Here is a 19,660-nt window from a genome sequence, read left to right as displayed (position 1 = left end):
TCAAGCTTTTCGCTTGTCACTCGGTTTTGCTTGGTAAAATCTATACTTACTTATCTAGTTTTCAATGTACAATGTTGAATCCTCAAATGAGCATTCAAAACTGAATACAATATGTCTCCGTTATTCCTTATCGCTTAAAAGCGATATTCCGTATATTATCCTTAGAAAGGAGGTGATCCAGCCGCACCTTCCGATACGGCTACCTTGTTACGACTTCACCCCAATCATTTGTCCCACCTTCGACGGCTAGCTCCAAATGGTTACTCCACCGGCTTCGGGTGTTACAAACTCTCGTGGTGTGACGGGCGGTGTGTACAAGACCCGGGAACGTATTCACCGTAGCATGCTGATCTACGATTACTAGCGATTCCAGCTTCATGTAGTCGAGTTGCAGACTACAATCCGAACTGAGAACAACTTTATGGGATTTGCTTGACCTCGCGGTTTCGCTGCCCTTTGTATTGTCCATTGTAGCACGTGTGTAGCCCAAATCATAAGGGGCATGATGATTTGACGTCATCCCCACCTTCCTCCGGTTTGTCACCGGCAGTCAACTTAGAGTGCCCAACTTAATGATGGCAACTAAGCTCAAGGGTTGCGCTCGTTGCGGGACTTAACCCAACATCTCACGACACGAGCTGACGACAACCATGCACCACCTGTCATTTTGTCCTCCGAAGAGGAAAACTCTATCTCTAGAGTGGTCAAAAGATGTCAAGATTTGGTAAGGTTCTTCGCGTTGCTTCGAATTAAACCACATGCTCCACCGCTTGTGCGGGTCCCCGTCAATTCCTTTGAGTTTCAGTCTTGCGACCGTACTCCCCAGGCGGAGTGCTTAATGCGTTAGCTGCAGCACTAAGGGGCGGAAACCCCCTAACACTTAGCACTCATCGTTTACGGCGTGGACTACCAGGGTATCTAATCCTGTTTGATCCCCACGCTTTCGCACATCAGCGTCAGTTACAGACCAGAAAGCCGCCTTCGCCACTGGTGTTCCTCCATATCTCTGCGCATTTCACCGCTACACATGGAATTCCACTTTCCTCTTCTGCACTCAAGTTTTCCAGTTTCCAATGACCCTCCACGGTTGAGCCGTGGGCTTTCACATCAGACTTAAAAAACCGCCTACGCGCGCTTTACGCCCAATAATTCGGATAACGCTTGCCACCTACGTATTACCGCGGCTGCTGGCACGTAGTTAGCCGTGGCTTTCTGGTTAGGTACCGTCAAGATGTGCACAGTTACTTACACATTTGTTCTTCCCTAACAACAGAGCTTTACGATCCGAAGACCTTCATCACTCACGCGGCGTTGCTCCGTCAGGCTTTCGCCCATTGCGGAAGATTCCCTACTGCTGCCTCCCGTAGGAGTCTGGACCGTGTCTCAGTTCCAGTGTGGCCGATCACCCTCTCAGGTCGGCTACGTATCGTCGCCTTGGTGAGCCGTTACCTCACCAACTAGCTAATACGGCGCGGGTCCATCTATAAGTGACAGCAAGACCGTCTTTCACTATCGAACCATGCGGTTCGATATGTTATCCGGCATTAGCCCCGGTTTCCCGGAGTTATTCCAGTCTTATAGGTAGGTTACCCACGTGTTACTCACCCGTCCGCCGCTAACGTCAAAGGAGCAAGCTCCTCGTCAGTTCGCTCGACTTGCATGTATTAGGCACGCCGCCAGCGTTCATCCTGAGCCAGGATCAAACTCTCCATAAAAGAAGTAAGCTTGATATAGCTCGTTGATTGGTTCAGCCAATCACTCTAGAAAGTACGTTACGTACTCAAAATTATTGGAATTAACGTTGACATATTGTCATTCAGTTTTCAATGTTCATTTTTGTCTCGAATATCTTATCACAACTTAATGTTCTTTACAAGTTATTTACAAGACTTTTATAAGTTTAAAACATTCATTTCGTGATTTCAACAGTAAATTTTACACTTTCGAAATCTTTTTTATTAAATGTTTGCTGTCGTTTTCAGCGACTTTTATATCATATCAACTCAACTGTATAAAGTCAACAAGTTTTTTCTACTTTTTTACTTTAACTTTTTCGTTAGATATGTGTGTGTTATCACTCACAAGAAAATATTCTATCATGTTTATGAAGAATATCAAGGTTTTTATTTACACTTTTAACTCTTTATTTACACATAAAGGCGTGTCTTACGTACACCTACATAAAAAGAAGCGTTTTATATTATCATTCGTCCATAAGATCAAGTTATAAAATCGCTCTTACTGACGCAGGTATAAACGCTTAAGGAGTACTAAAATAGCCATCAAAATTTATCTTAAAGTAAATTTTGATGGCCTTCTAAATTAAGGGTTGGCTCTATTTTCCAAACTCTCAATCGTTATTTATTTTTCAGTTTTGTTGATAATTTTTTGAGCCATATCTAAATAGATTTGACCTAGTTCATCTTCTGGTTGATATACAGAAGGTGAAAAGTCTGTTGGTTTCCATGAAGGTTGCGCTAATGGAAGTTGTCCTAACAAGTCCGTATGAAGTTCCTCAGCTAGCTTTTGGCCGCCACCTTGTCCAAATATATATTCTTTATTTCCTGTTTCTTTACTTTCAAAATATGACATGTTTTCAATGACACCTAAAATACTATGTTCAGTGTGCTTTGCCATAGCTCCTGCACGTGCAGCAACAAAAGCAGCTGTTGGGTGTGGGGTCGTCACAATAATTTCCTTACTTGAAGGCAACATTGTATGAACATCTAGAGCGACGTCCCCTGTGCCCGGTGGTAAATCTAGAATTAAATAGTCAAGTTCGCCCCATTTCACATCAGTGAAGAAATTTGTCAACATTTTACCAAGCATTGGTCCACGCCAAATAACGGGCGCGTTTTCTTCTACAAAAAATGCCATTGAAATTACTTTTACGCCGTGACGCTCTACGGGGACTACAGTTTTACCTTCTATGCCTGGTTTATTATCTATACCCATCATGTCAGGCACACTAAAACCATAAATATCTGCATCAATTAATCCTACACGTTTACCAGCGCGCGCTAAAGCAACCGCTAAGTTAACCGCAACAGTAGATTTACCGACGCCCCCTTTACCAGAAGCAATCGCTATAAATTCCAAGTCATTCCCTTTTGCTAAAAACTCTTCAATTGTTTGTTGCTGATTATTGTTTGAGCTTTGAAATTGTTTAGCTTTATCTTCAGGTAATGCTTCAAAACGAATTCCTACTGTTTTTGCTCCATTTTCTTTAAGCTTTTCTACAATTGCCATTTGTAAATCTAATTGCTGTTGGCCACCTAATTGAGCCATTGCCACTTTTACACTGACATGTTCTTTTTCTTCTTTTATAGAAACTTCTAAAATTCCATCTGTTTCTTTTAATGGAACATTAACTGAAGGATCAATAATTTCACCTACTATTTGTTTAACTTGCACTTCTGTTAACACTTCCGCCATCTCCTTTATTGCACAATTTGCTTTTATTTTACCAAATTTGTCGTTACAAAATAAGGTTATTGCTTTAAATTATTTACAAACTCTTATCTTACAGATAAGTTTTTCTTCTTTTTCGAACGATCATGAATAAATAGACTTAAAATCAAGCCCAAAAAGATAATTCCGGAAGCGAGGTAAAATGCCAGTTCTACACCATATGCCATAGCTTCTCTCGGAATCATTTGTGCACTCACTGATGGATCTGGTTGATATAATTTTGTTCCAATTGCCATAACCGTCACCATAATTGCTGTTCCCATTGAACCTGCAATAGTACGTAATGCATTCATTATTGCTGTACCATGAGAAACCATATCATTATCAAGTGCGTTAATCCCTGCTGTATTAAGAGGCATCATAATAAAGGATATTGAGAATAAACGAATCGTAAAGACGATAATGACATACGTAAATGAGGTGTGCGCTGTAACCTGGCTTAGCATGAGTGTCGTAATAAGTAACAAAGTAAAACCAGGAATAATTAAGACACGTGCCCCTACTTTGTCATATATTTTCCCTGTCACGACTGACATCGCACCATTAATAATGGCACCTGGCAATATGACAAGACCTGATAGAAACGCAGATAAATGCAATACATTTTGAATGTATATAGGTATTAATAATGCAGGTCCAACCATAGACGTGAATGCAATCATTGATGCAATCGACGTTAATGTGAATATACGATTTTTAAACGCTTCCAGTCGTAAAATAGGGTTCGAAATAGACAATTGTCGTGTAACGAAAACAATAATAATGATAATACTAATAATGAGACTTAGGATGACAATGATATTGCTAAAACCGACTGTTCCCGCAATACTAAACGCATATAGCATAAGGCCAAAGCCTAACGTCGATAATACGACTGAGGCTTTATCTAATTTCACTTGTTTGATCTCACTAAAGTTTTTCATATATTTAAAACCAAATACGTAACCGATGATTGCGACTGCAACGACCACAAATAATGGAACCCTCCATGAAAAGTGATCGACGAGAACTCCTGATAAAGTCGGTCCAATCGCTGGCGCAAATTGAATGACAAGCCCTGAGAGCCCCATGGCAAAGCCACGTTGATTTTTAGGAAACAAGCTAAACATTGTAAACTGGCTCAATGGCATGATAATCCCCGCGCCCATCGCTTGTATTACCCTAGCTGTCATTAAAATGGCAAAATTTGGGGCGAGCGCTGCAATAATAGAACCCAATAAAAATATCCCCATTGCAATCATATAAAGTGTTCTTGTTTGTATACGGTCCATAAAATAAGCCGTGAGTGGAATCATAATCCCATTCACTAACATAAACCCTGTGACTAACCATTGAGAGGTACTTTCATCAATATTTAATCCCCGCATAATATCTGGTAATGCGGTATTGAGTAACGTTTGATTCAAAATTGCAGTAAACGCACTAATCAACATCACCGCAACAATAATGTTACGTTCTTCTTTTTTCACTTGAATCCCCGACATCCTGCTTCTCCCCTTTTCTTCATATATTTGAAACATCGTCTTCTGACAAAACAATTATTCTATTCATTTTTTAAAAGCGTCTAGTTCTTTCAAAGTTTGGATTTCACTTACTAATTAAATTCAGTTACAACCCTATAGGTCATCATATATATGGTCACTAGACTTTACATCTTACTCGTTTTAAAGCTAAATACTTTTCAAAAATAGAATCATTTTTAGTTTACACGTCAAAAATATAATCACCAAAAATTTTGATTATACTATATAAAAAAGCTATAAATGAGCGCTTCTTTAAAGTAGGCATTTACCTTTAAAATAAGAAGCGTCATTTATAGACAATTAAAGTTATTTTCGATGATGGTATAAATCTTCAGAATCAGGATAAAAAATTTCCTTACACAAATATAGAAAAGCAATAATGATCATTAGCACCCAAAAATCGATGTGAATATGCGAAAAATGGATATGAACAATAAAGTAAAACATACAAACAATGAGTGTATATGTGATGAGATGGAAGGTCATCCCTTGTAAATAAGGGTTTGGATAAAGTTTCTTTTTCAAGATATCCATCACATACTCAATGCAATAGATAAGAAAATATCCTAACAAAATGTAACTTCCATAGTAAAATAGATTGTCATAAAAACCTTCGTTAAACGTAAACTCTGCTAATTGAAAATATATCAATATTCGACTCAACCCAAATAAGCCGAAAGCGAGTAAAGTTAAAAAAATACCCCCTGAAATTACAAATATTGTAATAATGACGAGTAATGTAATGAGATTAACAAAATTAAATTTTCCTTTCACTACAACGCCTCCTCATTTAACAATTGTTTAAATACAAGATTTAATTATGGGTATTTATTCGCCGAGCATTGACAATCCATAAAAGGATTAAAATGATAATTAAAACCAATGTAAGTAACATCACATGTTGAATTGGAAAATGGAAAATTGCAATCGACAGACCATAAACTGTCCCCATAATTGCTGAACCTATCGCATTTCCCAAATTACGCGTTAACGTAAATAACGACATCATTTTTTTCATTTGGTCAGCTGAAACGCTTTCCTGAACTAAAACACTGTCTTTAGTATAGGCACTTCCAAAACTCATCCCCGCAAAGAACACGGTTATCGCGATAAAAATAGGATGCATGACATTAAAGAACACGCTTAAGCTTGCAAGAAGTAAAATACTCAACAAACTGATATATAACATTTTCAATGACAACCGAGCTTCTATTTTGTCTAAAGTAAAATTGATAATTAACCAACCGACGGATAATGGAAAAATGACAAGTCCACTTTGTAAGGGTGTTAAATTCAACGTATCTTGCAGATAGGAAGGTATAAAGACGTTGAAGCCTATTAAAATCATCGCGATTAACAAGTCTGTAAAAAAGGCTAAGCGTACCGTTGGCGTAAATTCTTTAAGTGCAATAAATGGACGTGACTGTCTTTTAAAATATTGAATCATTCCCCAACCACTGATTAGAAAAAGTGCGATACCCACTAAATAAATCCATTGAAGTTTAAAAGTTGAAACTAAAAGCATGAACAACGCTATAACGAAATAAAACCCTAAGATACCTTTGAAATCAACGGGGTGTTTTTGAATTGTTTCGTTGTCAAAATGATAGCTTAAAACCACTAAAATCATCGCGACTAATCCAATGGGTACGTTGATAAAAAATAACCAATGCCACGTAGTCCACTCTAAAATCACTCCGCCAATAAATGGACCTATAATACTTGAAATTCCCCAAACACTGCCTACAATTCCCATAACTTTATATCGAAATGGAATTTCAAAAGCTAATTTTGGGACAATTTGAGCGAGCGACATATTAACACCTGCACCGATTCCTTGAATGAAACGGGCAAGTAGCAATAATTCAAAATTGCCACTCAACCCAGCAAGTAAACTTCCGCCTATAAAAAAGCACAAACCAATGAGCGTAATCATACGTACTTTGATACGAGACATCATCTCACTAATCACGGGAATCGCAGTCACAATACCCACAAAATATATCGTAAAAACAAGGGCGATGGAGGCATCTGGTTGTAAAGCTTTTCTCATCGTAGGTAAGGCAATTGCCACAATTGTCGTCTCTATAGCTGACATAAACATAATTAATACTAGCGACACGATAATATTTATCTGTTTAATTTTCATTTTTTGCGTCCACCTTTTTTCTATTCATCTATAACTATATGATAATTTTTAAAGTAATAAAAACGAACCACCCCGATAAATACAGAGAGATTCGTTTTTGTCTTATTTATGCTTTTTAAAATAGTGTCGTATTGACAACATTATCGCAATGACGATAAAAGCTAAAATCAAAGATAAAAGTCCCATAATTGGGGAACCATTTGATGCACCTTCACCAAGGAGATAATAAAACGCAAAGTAAAATTGAAAGAGTAACAATACTACTAAAGCAAACATGATTAATTTATAATTGGATAACTTCATCATTATCACCTACATAAAATAAACAATCGCAATAAAATGAAAAATTGATGCGATAAAGATAAAAATGTGCCAAATCATATGGAAATAAGGTCTATTTTTTTGAGCATAAAACCATGCACCTATCGTATAGGCTACACCACCGAGCACGATAAAAAGTAAAAATAACCAAGCCTGCTCTTTTAAGATAATTGGGAAATATATCACACCGACCCATCCCATAAATAAGTAAATAAATAAACTTAATTTAGGGTTAACGTGTGTGGCGATGGATTTATATAAAATTCCTAAAATCGTAATGACCCACAGTAATATCATGACGGTCCACCCTAACCATCCACCGACTAGGACAAGGGACACTGGTGTGTAACTCCCAGAAATTGCCACATAAATCATACTATGATCTATAATCCGGAGTACATATTTGTGCGAAGAAGCTTGTTGCATCGTATGATATACCGTTGAAGAGATAAACATTAAAAACAAACTGATTACAAATACTGAAACACTAACCGCCATGGTTACACCTTGAGTGATATAACTGTAAACAGCAGCATATGGAAGTGCAAGCAACATGAGTAAAGCAGCAAATCCATGAGAAACGGCATTTCCAATTTCCTCCCCAAAAGACAGGGGGTTGATATCTTTAAAAGCGTTCGATTTCGTCTTTTTTGCTTTTGTGCCTTGCGAATGTGACATTTCGCCACCTCTATTCAATTATATTCATTCGTTTCAAATCATTCGTTGCGGTTTCAACACTGTCGTTGCCTTCTCTATTTTTGAGTGGGCTAAACTCTTCTTCACGTGGAACTTGCAACGTAATAAATGAGTTTGCGTATTTGAAAATATCAAAATAAAAAAGCTCAAATTTAAGGGTGGGTTGTTTTACTATACCAAAATCTTCGTCTAATTGTTCTAATTGCTTAATGGCCAAATGATACGGTAATGGCTCCTCCACTACATTTTGAATGAATTCGGTTTTAAAGGCATGAATCCCGATATTAGCATTATCAAATTGATTTGCAACTTCAGGGTCTAATTCCGAATATTCAAGCACTGTATCTTTCTCTTCGTGGCTCACAAGTCGCCCTACACTTTCGCCATGCTTAGGCTGTATGGATTTAGACGTGACATCCTTATCAAAGTGGACAGTGAAACCTGCAAAAACGGGGTCTAATACTTTTACGAGAACATTATCGATATTATTCATAAAAATAAATCGATTACCACGCGTAATCATTTGCTCGAGTAAACCTGCTTTTTTTAATGATTTAAAAACGCCTCCATTACCATTAGGTGTTTCCATGATTTGCGCGTTTTTGTTAAAGATAAGTTGTCCCTTTTCATTTAGAGCCACGACAGTATCTTGCTTATAAAAATAAATATGCTCAGGGTCATATCCAAAGTAGTTTTCATCTTTAAAAAATTGTCGCGTTTCTTCATCGTTAATATCACTTGTCATGATGTACCAATCAATGTACGTCCCAATTTGTTCATATAAACGTATGAGTTGTCTTGCTTGAAGTTCAAACAAGCTAACCCCTTCAATTTTAAAAGAGCCTTTAGGACCTTTATACCCAAGTCTTGTGCCTTGCCCTCCTGCCATTAATAAAACTGCAAATTGATGTTGGCGAAGTGCCTCTAACCCTTTTTGCTCATACATTGCAATTTCGTCTTCGTTGAGGTCTGTTTTACGTGTATAAATTACTTCTTGAATAGAAGAAACGTCTCGAATGGTCTGACGATTAACGTAAACATCTTCATATAGTTTTTGAATTTCTGCTAAATCCAAAGATTGCAAACTGTCATTTAGTCTTTCTTTTTCTTTCTGACTCATTAACTTTTCATATTCTAGTAAGTGTTGTTGATTATATTTTTCTAATTTATTTTTCTCAAGCATTTGTGATACGCTCCTTTGATTCTAATGTGCGAACAACGTGAATACAATGATTAAATCCATGTCGTAAGAATACGCTTAATCGGCGCTTCAAATAATATGTATACCGTCAAAATACTAAAAGCCGAAGCTAAAGATACATCTAAAAGACCGCCTGTTTTAAATTGAATGGGAAAGCGAACACGCACTGGTAATGGAAATAATAAGCGGACACCTCTAGGAGTCAACATATCTAATATTACATGTGAAAGCATACCACAAATAATGCTAATCATGTAGTAAATTGGTGTTTGAATTAAGGTTAATAAATAATAACATATAAATATAAATAAAATAGAATGTGTAAAAGTACGATGGCCAAACAAATGTTTGATAATAAAGTTTATCAATTTTAATCGTTGACTGATTATACTTCGTGAATGACAGATGTCTGGAAGAATGCTCGCAAGACCCGCAATTACAATAGCTGTCACAGATTCAAATAGATCTAATTGATAATGTGTAGCTACCATCGACCCGATGAGCAATCCTGCAGAAGAATGCGTCTTTCCTGTCATTTTAGACTCCTTTCAAACTTATATAAAATATGCTCATAGTATATCACAATTCTCCATTAAATACGAACGTATTTTCGCTTTTAATAGTATGACACATTTAATATTAGGTATAGCACATTACACTTGCAATCTTGTGAGAAATCGGTTACAATGTAATCATCAATTAGGTAAAGGATGTGTCAGTCAAATGGCTATGACAGTTAAGAAAAATGACAAAGAAGTACAAATCCAATGGAGAGTTGCAGATATCCGTATTCCAAATGACGAAATCAAAAACGTAACTGAAGACCAAGATATTCATGCATTTCCTTGTGATAGTGAAAAAGAAGTTTCTCGTATTGGATCAACATTTGGCAAAACGAACCGTGTAATTATCGATACGGATGACCATCAATACATCATTTACACATTAAACGATAAAAAAGTATATAACGAAATCACAAAATAAAATAGACGTTCACATTTATGAACAATAAAAAGCGAGTTAAGAAAATTTCTTAGCTCGCTTTTTTGTATTGACTTAAAGATGATATGATAAAATGCTTAATTCTACATTTTTCGAAGGACATAAAGAAAGTAAGGCGCACCTATAATTGCAATTAAAACGCCAACTGGAATATCTAGGGGAGGTGCTATCATACGTGCTAATCCATCAGCAAACACCATCAATAGTCCCCCTATGAGTCCTGACATCATAACAATATGAACATGTTTATGACCTACGATACTCCGTGCAATGTGCGGTGCAATTAAACCTAAAAAGCTTAATCCACCTGCTACTGAGATAGCGGCACCCGCGAGCATCACTGCGGCAACTAATAAAATCATTTTTGTGCGTTTGACATGCGTTCCTAAACTTGTGGCTACGTCTTCACCGAGATGAAGTAAATCTAATTTGCGGCTATATAGCATAATCACTGGAATAGCTACAATCAACCATGGCAAGATTGAAATGATATGTTGGTAGTTTCTTCCAAATAAACTTCCTGTTAACCATACAAGTGCAATATTGGCCTCCATTGGACTACGAATGAGTAAATATTGAACGAGAGCCATCGCTATTGCTCCAATGGCCATCCCAATTAACGCAAGTTGAGACCCCTTCACACCTTTAAAACTAATGAGTAGCGATAATACAATACTTATCACCATTGCCCCAACAAAAGAAGCAAAGGGTAATACAAATAGAGGCGCCGCTGGGAAAACGATAATCACAATGACTGCGGCTAAGCTCGCTCCTTTCGTAATTCCAATGACGTCTGGCGATGCCAAAGGATTACGTACTACGCCTTGAATCACTGCACCTGAGATGGCTAAAGCCGCCCCAACAAGAATACCTAAAATCATTCTTGGTATGCGATACTCCACTAAAATAAAGTTCTCCCCTGTCCATATTTCTCTCAATACTTTTAAAGGAGACATCCAAATAGCCCCTGCACTTAAACTTAAAAATGAACAAATTATCAATAACAGTACCACGAAAAAATAGCGTCTGGATAACTGAAATGTCATCGTGCTTTCACCCCTCTCATCGTAATCCATAAGAAGTACAATGCACCGATGAATGATGTCACAATACCTACGGGTGACTCAAATGGAAATGCAATGAATCGACTCACAACATCAGAAATTAATAATAAATCGGCTCCAATAATCATCGAGAGCAAGATAATCAAAACATAATTTCTATTCAAATAATGTTTAACAATGTGAGGGACAATGAGACCTACAAAACCAATAGGACCTGCAATGGACACACAGGCACCTGCAAGTATCACGACGATGAATCCTGCAATGGCACGCACCCGTTGTGTATGTTGACCTAGCCCTTTAGCCAGTTCATCTCCAAGCTCTAATATCGCCAGTTGTTTACCAAGCGCTAGAGCAACAAGAAGTCCTCCCAAAATCCAAGGCAAAACTTGGATGATATCTGGCCATTTAATGGTATGTAGGGCACCTACAAGCCAAAACATAACTGTAGTCGTAGCATCTTCGTTGAGGAGTATAATGCCTTGCGTCAAACTACTGAAAAAAAGATGGATGGTCATCCCTGCAAGCGCTAATTTGATAGGGGTCATTCCTTTAGTAGAGCCTGCTAACATATACACAGTTAGGCCACCAATAAAGGCACCGATAAACGCAAAAACGACAGTATGATTTGCAAGTGAAGGAATCATAACCGTAATTAACACAACAATAAAGGAAGCCCCTGCATTCACACCAAAAATTTGTGGTGATGCTAAAGGGTTTCTCGTAATAGATTGCATTAGCACACCTGCGACTGCAAGTGCTGCTCCAATGAGTAAAGCGGCTACCATTCTTGGCATACGCACATTATGTATTAAAAAAGTTTCTTTCGTTTGATTAAGATGAAAGAAATAATCCATCATAGATTGAAATGGAATTTTAGTCGCACCGATTGCAAGATTGAGATAAATTGCAATAATAAGAAAACACACGCTCACAATAAATGTGAGCGTTGTGCGTTTTCTTTGGTGATCTTCTTCTATTTTAGCATGTGTATGTTTTGACATTGAAATCACCTTTAATAAAAATGAAATGAAGTTATCACAAGGTTGTTATTTTTGTTCTTTCTTAGAAATTTCAGCTAACTCTTTTGCAATTTCTTCTGATGAGATTAAACCTCTGAATTTAGACCATGTTTGTCTATCAACGATGTGCACACGGTCATGTTTTACAGCGTCAATATCTTTCCAGACTGGATCTTTCTTCATTTTAGCATAATGTGGATCATTTTCGCCGTTAACCATAATAAACATGCGTTCAGGATTCACTTCTGCCAGTTGCTCGGCATTCATATTTAAATATGGCGCATTTAAATATTCAGGCAATTGATCTGCAACCTCTTTTGTTAATGCTTCTTTAAAGCCTAATTCATGTAAAAATTGACCTACATAGGATTTATCTGAATGGGCTAAGAAGCCAGATTGAGAAATGACTGCTGGTAAAACTTTTAAATCTTTATTCATTGAAATTTCTTTTTTATATTTCTCTATTTTATCTTCGTGTGCTTTCAAACGTTGATCCGCTTCTTTTTCTTTAGATAATGCTTTACCAATCGTTTTAAATGCTTCGATGTTTTCTTTATAGTCCGCATCTAAACTTGGTAATAAAATTGTTGGTGCTATCTTACTTAATTGTTCATAATTGCTTTTATGTCTATTGCTATCTGCAATAATTAAATCTGGTTTTAGCTCACTGATAACTTCTAAGTTCGGTTGTTTACGTGAACCTACAGATTTATAGTTGCCAACCTTATCTTTTATGGGCTCAATGATGTTACCTTTCTTCCCATCGTCAGCAATTCCGACAGGTTTAACTCCTAGTGAAACGAGTGCATCGACAAATGAGTATTCGAGAGCCACCACACGTTTAGGTTCACCTTTCACTGTTGTCGTACCCGCTTCATGCTTCACTTCGACACCTTTACCGTCTTTATTTTTTGAGGTAGAGTTCCCTGAATCACTCACACTACCACAAGCGGCGAGGAGCACCATGAATGCTACCAATGTGAATAAACTTATCGCTCTTTTCATGTTCACAATGACATTCTCCTTTTCTTATGTAATTCACCTTACTTTTTTATTTTATTGATAATGATTCTCAATGTCAATATTGTTTTAAACATTTATGCTCTGTTGCACCGTTAAAATGCTCCGCCATTAATTCTATACCCTTGTCCTGATAGTAAATTTTGTTCAGCTGTTTAGAATGCATACTTTGTGCTATTGCGCCATAACCCATGTTAAAGGTCACCGTATCTCCAACTTGATAACTATAGGTATCCCCTAAGTCTAGCAATAGTAAATCACTCGTACTACCGACAATTTTTAACTTTTCATCTCGCGGTGTGAGGTCAGATATCTCTGTATCTAAGTTTCCGATGTCTACTAAAGCTTGCATATAGGCATGATGCGTCGATAAATTAAGCCGTGGTTTTATTTCAGCAATTTGACCCACAATTTCAATGGTATCCGTATATAAAAAGGGTAATCTCTGTTGCTGAGCTGTTTCATAGCCTCTAAATAAAGCTTCCCCGATACGCAATTCATTAATACAACCTAAATCATAATACATGGCTAGCGTCAACATGCTAGAATTGCCACCAGAAATGATTGGAAAACTTAACCCTGTTTCTTTATGGATATTATGAATAAAGTGCTCAATATAACTAATATCTTCTTCGGTCGGCGGTAAAGGTCTATAACACATAAAATTAAAAGAAAGACCTTTTAGATAGATATGATCCAGTTTCATAATTTCGTTTAAATAATCTATCGTCTCATACGTTAAAATGCCTTCTCTACCATCTTTCCAGTCCACCATCAATAAAATAGAATGGGGTTTGTGGCGTTTTTTGGCCTCTTCGTTAATCGCTCGAATGACATTTAAATCCGTTTGAATACTTAGAGTTGTATTTTGGACGAGCTTTGGGACTTCTATCGGTGTTGATCCCTTAATCATCATATAGTCTAAATCCGTCGTATTGGCTTCAATAAGATTCAAACGTGATTCTGCAACAAGATAAAATCCTATTTTTTCAAAGAGTTTCGCGATTTGCACGTCTCCTCCTGCGCATTTCAACACAGGAATCATTTGGATTTTACGATCCTCAAGCAATTTTTTTAAAACTAAAGCATTATATTGAATTTTACTGAGATGGATATTAATGTGTGCCAAAAGTTACACCTCTTTTTGAATGGGGTTTTGTAATTCAATTTCCATATAGGATTTGACACGTTGATGCATGCGCATGTTGAGCAACGCTTTCACTGTAACAGTTTCTCCAAATAGAACGTCTCTTAAGGTGTTAAAATGCGCTAAAGTGTCATCGATGGAACGCGCAACGCATTCACGAACGATTTTATAGAGTAGTGCCTCATCCATATGATGCGCATGATGGAAATGGTCAATGAGTGTTCCTAATTGATTTTGAATCACTGCATGTTGAAACTTCGCCACAACTGCTTCGATATTATCTGCAATAAGACTTTCATTAGTAATCTCAATGTGAGGCACCTCTTTGACTAATGTGTCTATATCTATACGCGAACCTCCCAAATCTCGCACAATAAATGAGAATTCTTGTGTTTGTTGGTTCACTTGAAAAATTGTATTTTGTTGATGTGCTTCTAATGCAATCCCATAAGTTTGTATATAGGCTATCAAAGGTGGAATTAATGCCTTTGTATAGGATTGGATAAAGGTCTCGATGGCCTTTGCATCAATAGTTCCATATAAAAACTCAATGAGACTGTCTACCGTCACTTGCTCGTCTACTGGATTTTCTTGTGTGAGGGCTGCCGTGACAAATTGTAATATATTGTTATCGGACGTTTTTGGAGATTGTCTTACAATCATCGCAAATTGTCTTGCTATGTCATTTTCTTCTTTCACATACATACCATAAGGCTCCATAGCCACTTGAAGTGAAGGATAGATATTCAACAACCCTTGCAATTGATAGCTTAATTTAGGACCATCGACTGTGGTCACAGGTGAAACTGTTCGTACGGCACTTGTAGCTTGGACATTAACTGGCAGTTTTATGTGGTAAGGTTTATGGTCAAGCGCCATCGTTCTAAATGAGAGTGTCGGCGTTGATGGAATAGAATAAGGTGTCGGAATGACATTTAAATTTTTTATAGCGATGGTGAATTGTTCAGTGATGACATGCTCATACTGCCACGGGTGAACTAATATCACACGGTAATCACTTAATTCGCAACCTAAGGGCTCTAAAAATTGTTTCAAGCGACTATTATATTCTGGAATGATATGTTCACCTACAAATCGATCATTGTCATCCATGGAGGTAATAGCCAAATAACTCCGATGCACTAAAACAATTTTTAAAAACACTGTTTTCATAAATTCAGGTGCATAATCTCGAATTTCCGCTTCATTGAGTGGTAATTTGGTCTTAGTTAATGGATGCGAAGGATGACCTTCCCATATCATGCCCTCCGTATATGCAAGACTGCTCGTATGCTCGTTCCCTTGCATATGACTCAACCAAGAAATGAAATTAATTTTTTCTGGTAATCTCGTAATCTTAAGGGCATGATGCATCGCAATCTTACGTTGTTCAAATTGCTCATAAGTGAGAGAAAGTCCTAGACGACTATGTTGAAGCTCTTCGATGAGTCTTGCATCAAAAGGGATGTTAAATTTATCTGTTAATAGTTCTAGTAATCTTTCTAAATGATTAATTTCTTCCTTATTTTGCCCGACTTGATAAACAATCGGTCCTTCCAAATGAATTTGAAAAAACGCACTTTTCGTCGAATATTGCACATATAAAAGATGTTGATGGAGTTGTATTTCAACCCATTTGTCCTCAAAAGAAATACGTGCGTGATTAGGAAATAAAGATTCCTTTATACTTGCAAGAATCACACGATATTGGATATTACGATCCGCAAAGTTATAATCTGTGACTTTCATTTTAAATTTGACCTCCGACATATTTTTGATTGATGATATAACCGACGATTGCGATCACAAATGTACTGATACCCATGATTAAAAATGTGGTTGTAATCCCTAACCAATTTGTTAATAAACTCATCAACATTGCCCCTAATGGTATCATCCCTCGATCCATCATGATGACACTTAAAATTTTACCTCGATGTTCTTTTTCTGCATCATTTTGAAAAAAGATTCGATTGGATGTTCTTGCAAATTGACCAAATAATCCAATAAAAAAGATGGCAATGAATAATCCTATGATATTCGCTTTGAATATAATTATAAGACCCACACCAAAACAAATCGAACTTATGAAATATATCCGTTGATTATGCACATAGTCGATTAGATAAGGAAGCACCAATGTTGCGACCACGCCTCCAATGGCACTAATCGTCATCGCCGTTCCAAATACAGAGGCATTGTTAGGAAAATGAGCATTTGTGAGTATAGGTAATAGTGTCGTATATGAAAAGCCTGTAGCCATAATAAGTAACGACGTGATAAAAATTGTTCTACCTTCGATATGTATTTTGAGATAACGTTTCGCCACTGCAAATGAAATCCCACGAACGCGTTTCTGTTGTTTCGATTTAAAATAAAGCGGTAAACTTAATAGAAGTGAACAGAAATATAGAAGTGCTTGTAGAACAAAAGCGAAAGCACTACCATATAACGCTATCAAAAACCCGGAAATTGCAGGACCAATAGAGCGACAAATATTTAAAATAAATGAATTGTAAGAGACTGCTTTTGAGACAGGGAGCTTGTGAGATAAATCAGGTAAAACAGCTTGTCTGATAGGTGTCTCAATCGCGCTTAAGGACCCCCGTAACAATGCGTAAACATAGAGTAGCATCATCGGAACCTCTCCCAATACCAACACCAAAATGGTAAGCGTAGAGGTAATAATAAAAGAGCAAAAGACGCTTAACTTTATCAGCTTACACCGACGGTAACGGTCAGCAAGACTACCTGCCCATAAGCTCAAAAGGAAAATAGGAATCAGACGAAAGAAATTTATAAATGCTAAATCCATTGCTTGATGATTGATTTGAAATGCGTACCAATTCAATGCAATTTGGCCGACCCAGTTGCCTAAAAAGAGTAAAAAAGTGCTAGAAAAATACCATTTAGCCAAAATACTCACCTTTCTATAATTGATAATCATTCTCAATTCCGATATTATGGATTATACGAATCATCTTTGCATTTGTAAAATAAAAAGAATGAGGTGCACATATGAATTCCGAAAGTAAAGTAAGTCAAAAAGAACTTTCACTGACAAACGAAGAACAACTTAGCTACCAATATTTAAAGCAACATTCCAATGAATGGGCTGAACTCTTTTTAAATATCCTCCCCGATGGACGTGACAAAATTACTGCACGTTTAATGGGTTCCCTATATAGAGAAAACCTTGTAGGAGGTTATACCCATAGCCAAATTGTCGCTCCCCATTTACTCAGTTCTGACCTTTTAAACGAGGGCGAGATGCTCAGCATCCATTTTCCAAAACAAGATATTTCATTGTGCGGAGAAATCATTGGGCAACATGCCTTTAATAGAATTGATGTTAAAGGGCCATTTTACTGGAAAAAACATGATCAGTTTACACGCGTGCTCCATCCTAATGAATTATTACGTGTAATACTTAGCGAAGACCCTTCATTAGAGGGAGACAATAGTGAGCAATTTGCAGATGATTTGGAGAATAGTGCCACGCACATGTCTCTAGCATTGAGCTATCAATCATTACAATATCAACAACATGGGTTGTCCTTATATGACCTGATTACATCTCAGCAAGACCCCTACCTTACTTCAGAACAGTCTGTCGTGGAAGGCCATCCTATTCATCCTGGCGCCAAATTACGTAAAGGGATGAACACTGAAGAAACCATTGCTTATGCCTCTGAATATGGTCATGAAGTGGATTTACAATTTGTCCTTATTCATCATTCATTAACACGCAAACAAAGTGTTAGAAAATCTTATGAAGACTTGGTCTTTGAAATGTTCTCTGGACTAAAAGATGCCATTGAAGCACAATTTTCTGAGGATATTTCTCTTGATGAGTATGATGTGATGGTCATACATCCTTGGCAATATAAAGAAATTATGAACCGAGATTATTCAGAGGAATTACATTCCAAGAAGATTATTCCGATACGTTATGAAGCGCCTTATTATGCAGGACTTTCATTTAGAACATTGATGCCAAAATTTCCGAATAAATCTCCACATATTAAGTTATCAACTAACGTACATATTACAGGTGAAATTCGAACGTTGTCTGAACAAACGACGCATAATGGACCATTAATGACACACATATTACAGTCGATAGAAAAAAACGATGCTTGGTTCCAACCGCTCAATACACAATCTGTACCAGAATGGGCAGGGATCCACTTTTTTGATTCTTCAGATGATGCCTCTATCCAAGAACAACGAAGCGAACAATTAGGAACCCTTTATCGTGAAAACATTTATCATGCAGTGACAGAGGAAGAATTCCCTATCATTCCTTCAAGCTTAGTTTCAGCATCATCTAATCAATCTTTACCGCTCATTATTGATATTATTAAAAAATATCAGCAGTACACTCAAAAAGATGAACAAACTAGTATATGTAGTTGGTTTGAAACCTACGCCAACTCATTGATTGATTATGTCATGCCGCTTCTCGTGAAATACGGGATTGCGCTTGAAGCACATTTGCAAAATACGATTGTTACAATCAATAAAAAAACAAGTGCCGTTTCAAAAATGTTTATTCGTGACTTTGAAGGATTACGTATTGACGAACATCAGCTTAACGCTACAGGTTACGACACAAGTCACTTTCATGAAAAGTCTCGTATTTTAACTCAAAGTGAATCGACTGTATTTAACAAAGCATTCTATTCAACCATTCAAAACCATCTCGGTGAATTGGTGGCATGTATCTCAAAACATTTCGCATCATCTGGATTAGAAGAAGCGCTCTGGCAACTCGTGCGCAATCGACTAGATAATGTGATGAGTAAAGCTCAAGCAAACAATGTCTCTAGTACACGAATTCAGAAGTTTAACGCTGTCTTTTTCAGTCCACAAATCGACTATAAATGTGTGACAACTATGCGTTTATTAGACGAAGCTCATGCGTATACGTATATAAAAGTAGACAATCCATTAAAAAAATAACTTTCCAATTTTAGTAAGTGGCAAGAGTTCCTTCATTTCATTTGAACGTCTCTTGTCACTTCTCTTTTTGTCCTGTTTC

Annotated in this window: 16 protein-coding genes and 1 rRNA gene; 2 read left to right on the top strand and 15 right to left on the bottom strand. The window is 37.1% G+C overall.

Annotated features, from left to right (window positions below):
* Positions 1-165: 165 nt before the first annotated feature.
* The 9 genes from PYW36_RS03100 to PYW36_RS03060 form a co-directional block, all read right to left on the bottom strand.
* Positions 166-1,715 (bottom strand): 16S ribosomal RNA (locus tag PYW36_RS03100).
* A 646-nt stretch (positions 1,716-2,361) separates the two neighbouring features.
* Entirely contained in the window at positions 2,362-3,426 is a 1,065-nt protein-coding gene (locus tag PYW36_RS03095; RefSeq protein WP_037574671.1) for an Mrp/NBP35 family ATP-binding protein, read from the bottom strand.
* Positions 3,427-3,518: 92 nt separating this feature from the next.
* The gene (locus PYW36_RS03090; protein WP_103159480.1) at positions 3,519-4,955 is read right to left on the bottom strand and encodes an MDR family MFS transporter; all 1,437 of its coding nucleotides are present in this window, start codon (positions 4,953-4,955) and stop codon (positions 3,519-3,521) included.
* A gap of 345 nt (positions 4,956-5,300) precedes the next feature.
* On the bottom strand, positions 5,301-5,768 hold the full coding sequence (locus PYW36_RS03085) for a SepA family multidrug efflux transporter (RefSeq protein ID WP_037574677.1): 468 nt from the start codon (positions 5,766-5,768) through the stop codon (positions 5,301-5,303).
* A gap of 40 nt (positions 5,769-5,808) precedes the next feature.
* Complete coding sequence (gene sdrM / locus PYW36_RS03080) at positions 5,809-7,143, bottom strand: multidrug efflux MFS transporter SdrM (RefSeq protein WP_103159481.1); 1,335 nt, start codon at positions 7,141-7,143, stop codon at positions 5,809-5,811.
* A 102-nt stretch (positions 7,144-7,245) separates the two neighbouring features.
* Positions 7,246-7,446, bottom strand: coding sequence for a hypothetical protein (locus PYW36_RS03075; protein WP_037574682.1), 201 nt, complete (start codon positions 7,444-7,446; stop codon positions 7,246-7,248).
* Positions 7,447-7,455: 9 nt separating this feature from the next.
* The gene (gene trhA, locus PYW36_RS03070) at positions 7,456-8,142 is read right to left on the bottom strand and encodes a PAQR family membrane homeostasis protein TrhA (RefSeq protein ID WP_103159482.1); all 687 of its coding nucleotides are present in this window, start codon (positions 8,140-8,142) and stop codon (positions 7,456-7,458) included.
* A gap of 10 nt (positions 8,143-8,152) precedes the next feature.
* Positions 8,153-9,343, bottom strand: a complete 1,191-nt coding sequence (locus PYW36_RS03065; RefSeq protein WP_037574688.1) for a UTP--glucose-1-phosphate uridylyltransferase — start codon at positions 9,341-9,343, stop codon at positions 8,153-8,155.
* A gap of 50 nt (positions 9,344-9,393) precedes the next feature.
* Positions 9,394-9,897 (bottom strand): metal-dependent hydrolase, encoded by a 504-nt coding sequence (locus PYW36_RS03060; RefSeq protein ID WP_037574691.1) that lies wholly within the window; start codon positions 9,895-9,897, stop codon positions 9,394-9,396.
* 187 nt (positions 9,898-10,084) lie between these two features.
* Between PYW36_RS03060 and PYW36_RS03055 the strand changes: the two genes are divergently transcribed.
* Positions 10,085-10,345, top strand: coding sequence for a SunI/YnzG family protein (locus PYW36_RS03055; protein ID WP_037574694.1), 261 nt, complete (start codon positions 10,085-10,087; stop codon positions 10,343-10,345).
* Between the two features lie 101 nt (positions 10,346-10,446).
* Here the strand turns inward: PYW36_RS03055 and PYW36_RS03050 are convergent, their stop codons facing one another.
* From PYW36_RS03050 to PYW36_RS03025, 6 genes are all read right to left on the bottom strand, one after another.
* Positions 10,447-11,409: a FecCD family ABC transporter permease gene (locus PYW36_RS03050; protein ID WP_103159483.1), complete on the bottom strand. Its 963-nt coding sequence runs from the start codon at positions 11,407-11,409 to the stop codon at positions 10,447-10,449.
* Positions 11,406-12,431 carry a FecCD family ABC transporter permease gene (locus PYW36_RS03045; RefSeq protein ID WP_037574700.1) on the bottom strand — a complete coding sequence of 342 codons (1,026 nt, stop codon included), beginning with the start codon at positions 12,429-12,431 and terminating at the stop codon, positions 11,406-11,408. Before PYW36_RS03045 ends, PYW36_RS03050 begins: the two co-directional genes overlap by 4 nt.
* Positions 12,432-12,476: 45 nt before the next feature.
* Positions 12,477-13,454, bottom strand: coding sequence for an ABC transporter substrate-binding protein (locus PYW36_RS03040; protein WP_037575241.1), 978 nt, complete (start codon positions 13,452-13,454; stop codon positions 12,477-12,479).
* Between the two features lie 73 nt (positions 13,455-13,527).
* Positions 13,528-14,598, bottom strand: coding sequence for an alanine racemase (locus tag PYW36_RS03035; protein WP_037574703.1), 1,071 nt, complete (start codon positions 14,596-14,598; stop codon positions 13,528-13,530).
* A gap of 3 nt (positions 14,599-14,601) precedes the next feature.
* Positions 14,602-16,365: an IucA/IucC family protein gene (locus PYW36_RS03030; RefSeq protein ID WP_103159484.1), complete on the bottom strand. Its 1,764-nt coding sequence runs from the start codon at positions 16,363-16,365 to the stop codon at positions 14,602-14,604.
* Between the two features lies 1 nt (position 16,366).
* Positions 16,367-17,533 carry an MFS transporter gene (locus PYW36_RS03025; RefSeq protein ID WP_037574708.1) on the bottom strand — a complete coding sequence of 389 codons (1,167 nt, stop codon included), beginning with the start codon at positions 17,531-17,533 and terminating at the stop codon, positions 16,367-16,369.
* Between the two features lie 101 nt (positions 17,534-17,634).
* Between PYW36_RS03025 and PYW36_RS03020 the strand changes: the two genes are divergently transcribed.
* Positions 17,635-19,581 (top strand): IucA/IucC family protein, encoded by a 1,947-nt coding sequence (locus tag PYW36_RS03020; RefSeq protein WP_037574711.1) that lies wholly within the window; start codon positions 17,635-17,637, stop codon positions 19,579-19,581.
* The last annotated feature ends 79 nt before the right edge of the window (positions 19,582-19,660 follow it).

Source organism: Staphylococcus chromogenes, assembly GCF_029024625.1.
Classification (GTDB): domain Bacteria; phylum Bacillota; class Bacilli; order Staphylococcales; family Staphylococcaceae; genus Staphylococcus; species Staphylococcus chromogenes.
This window is presented reverse-complemented; position numbering and strand designations above follow the sequence as displayed.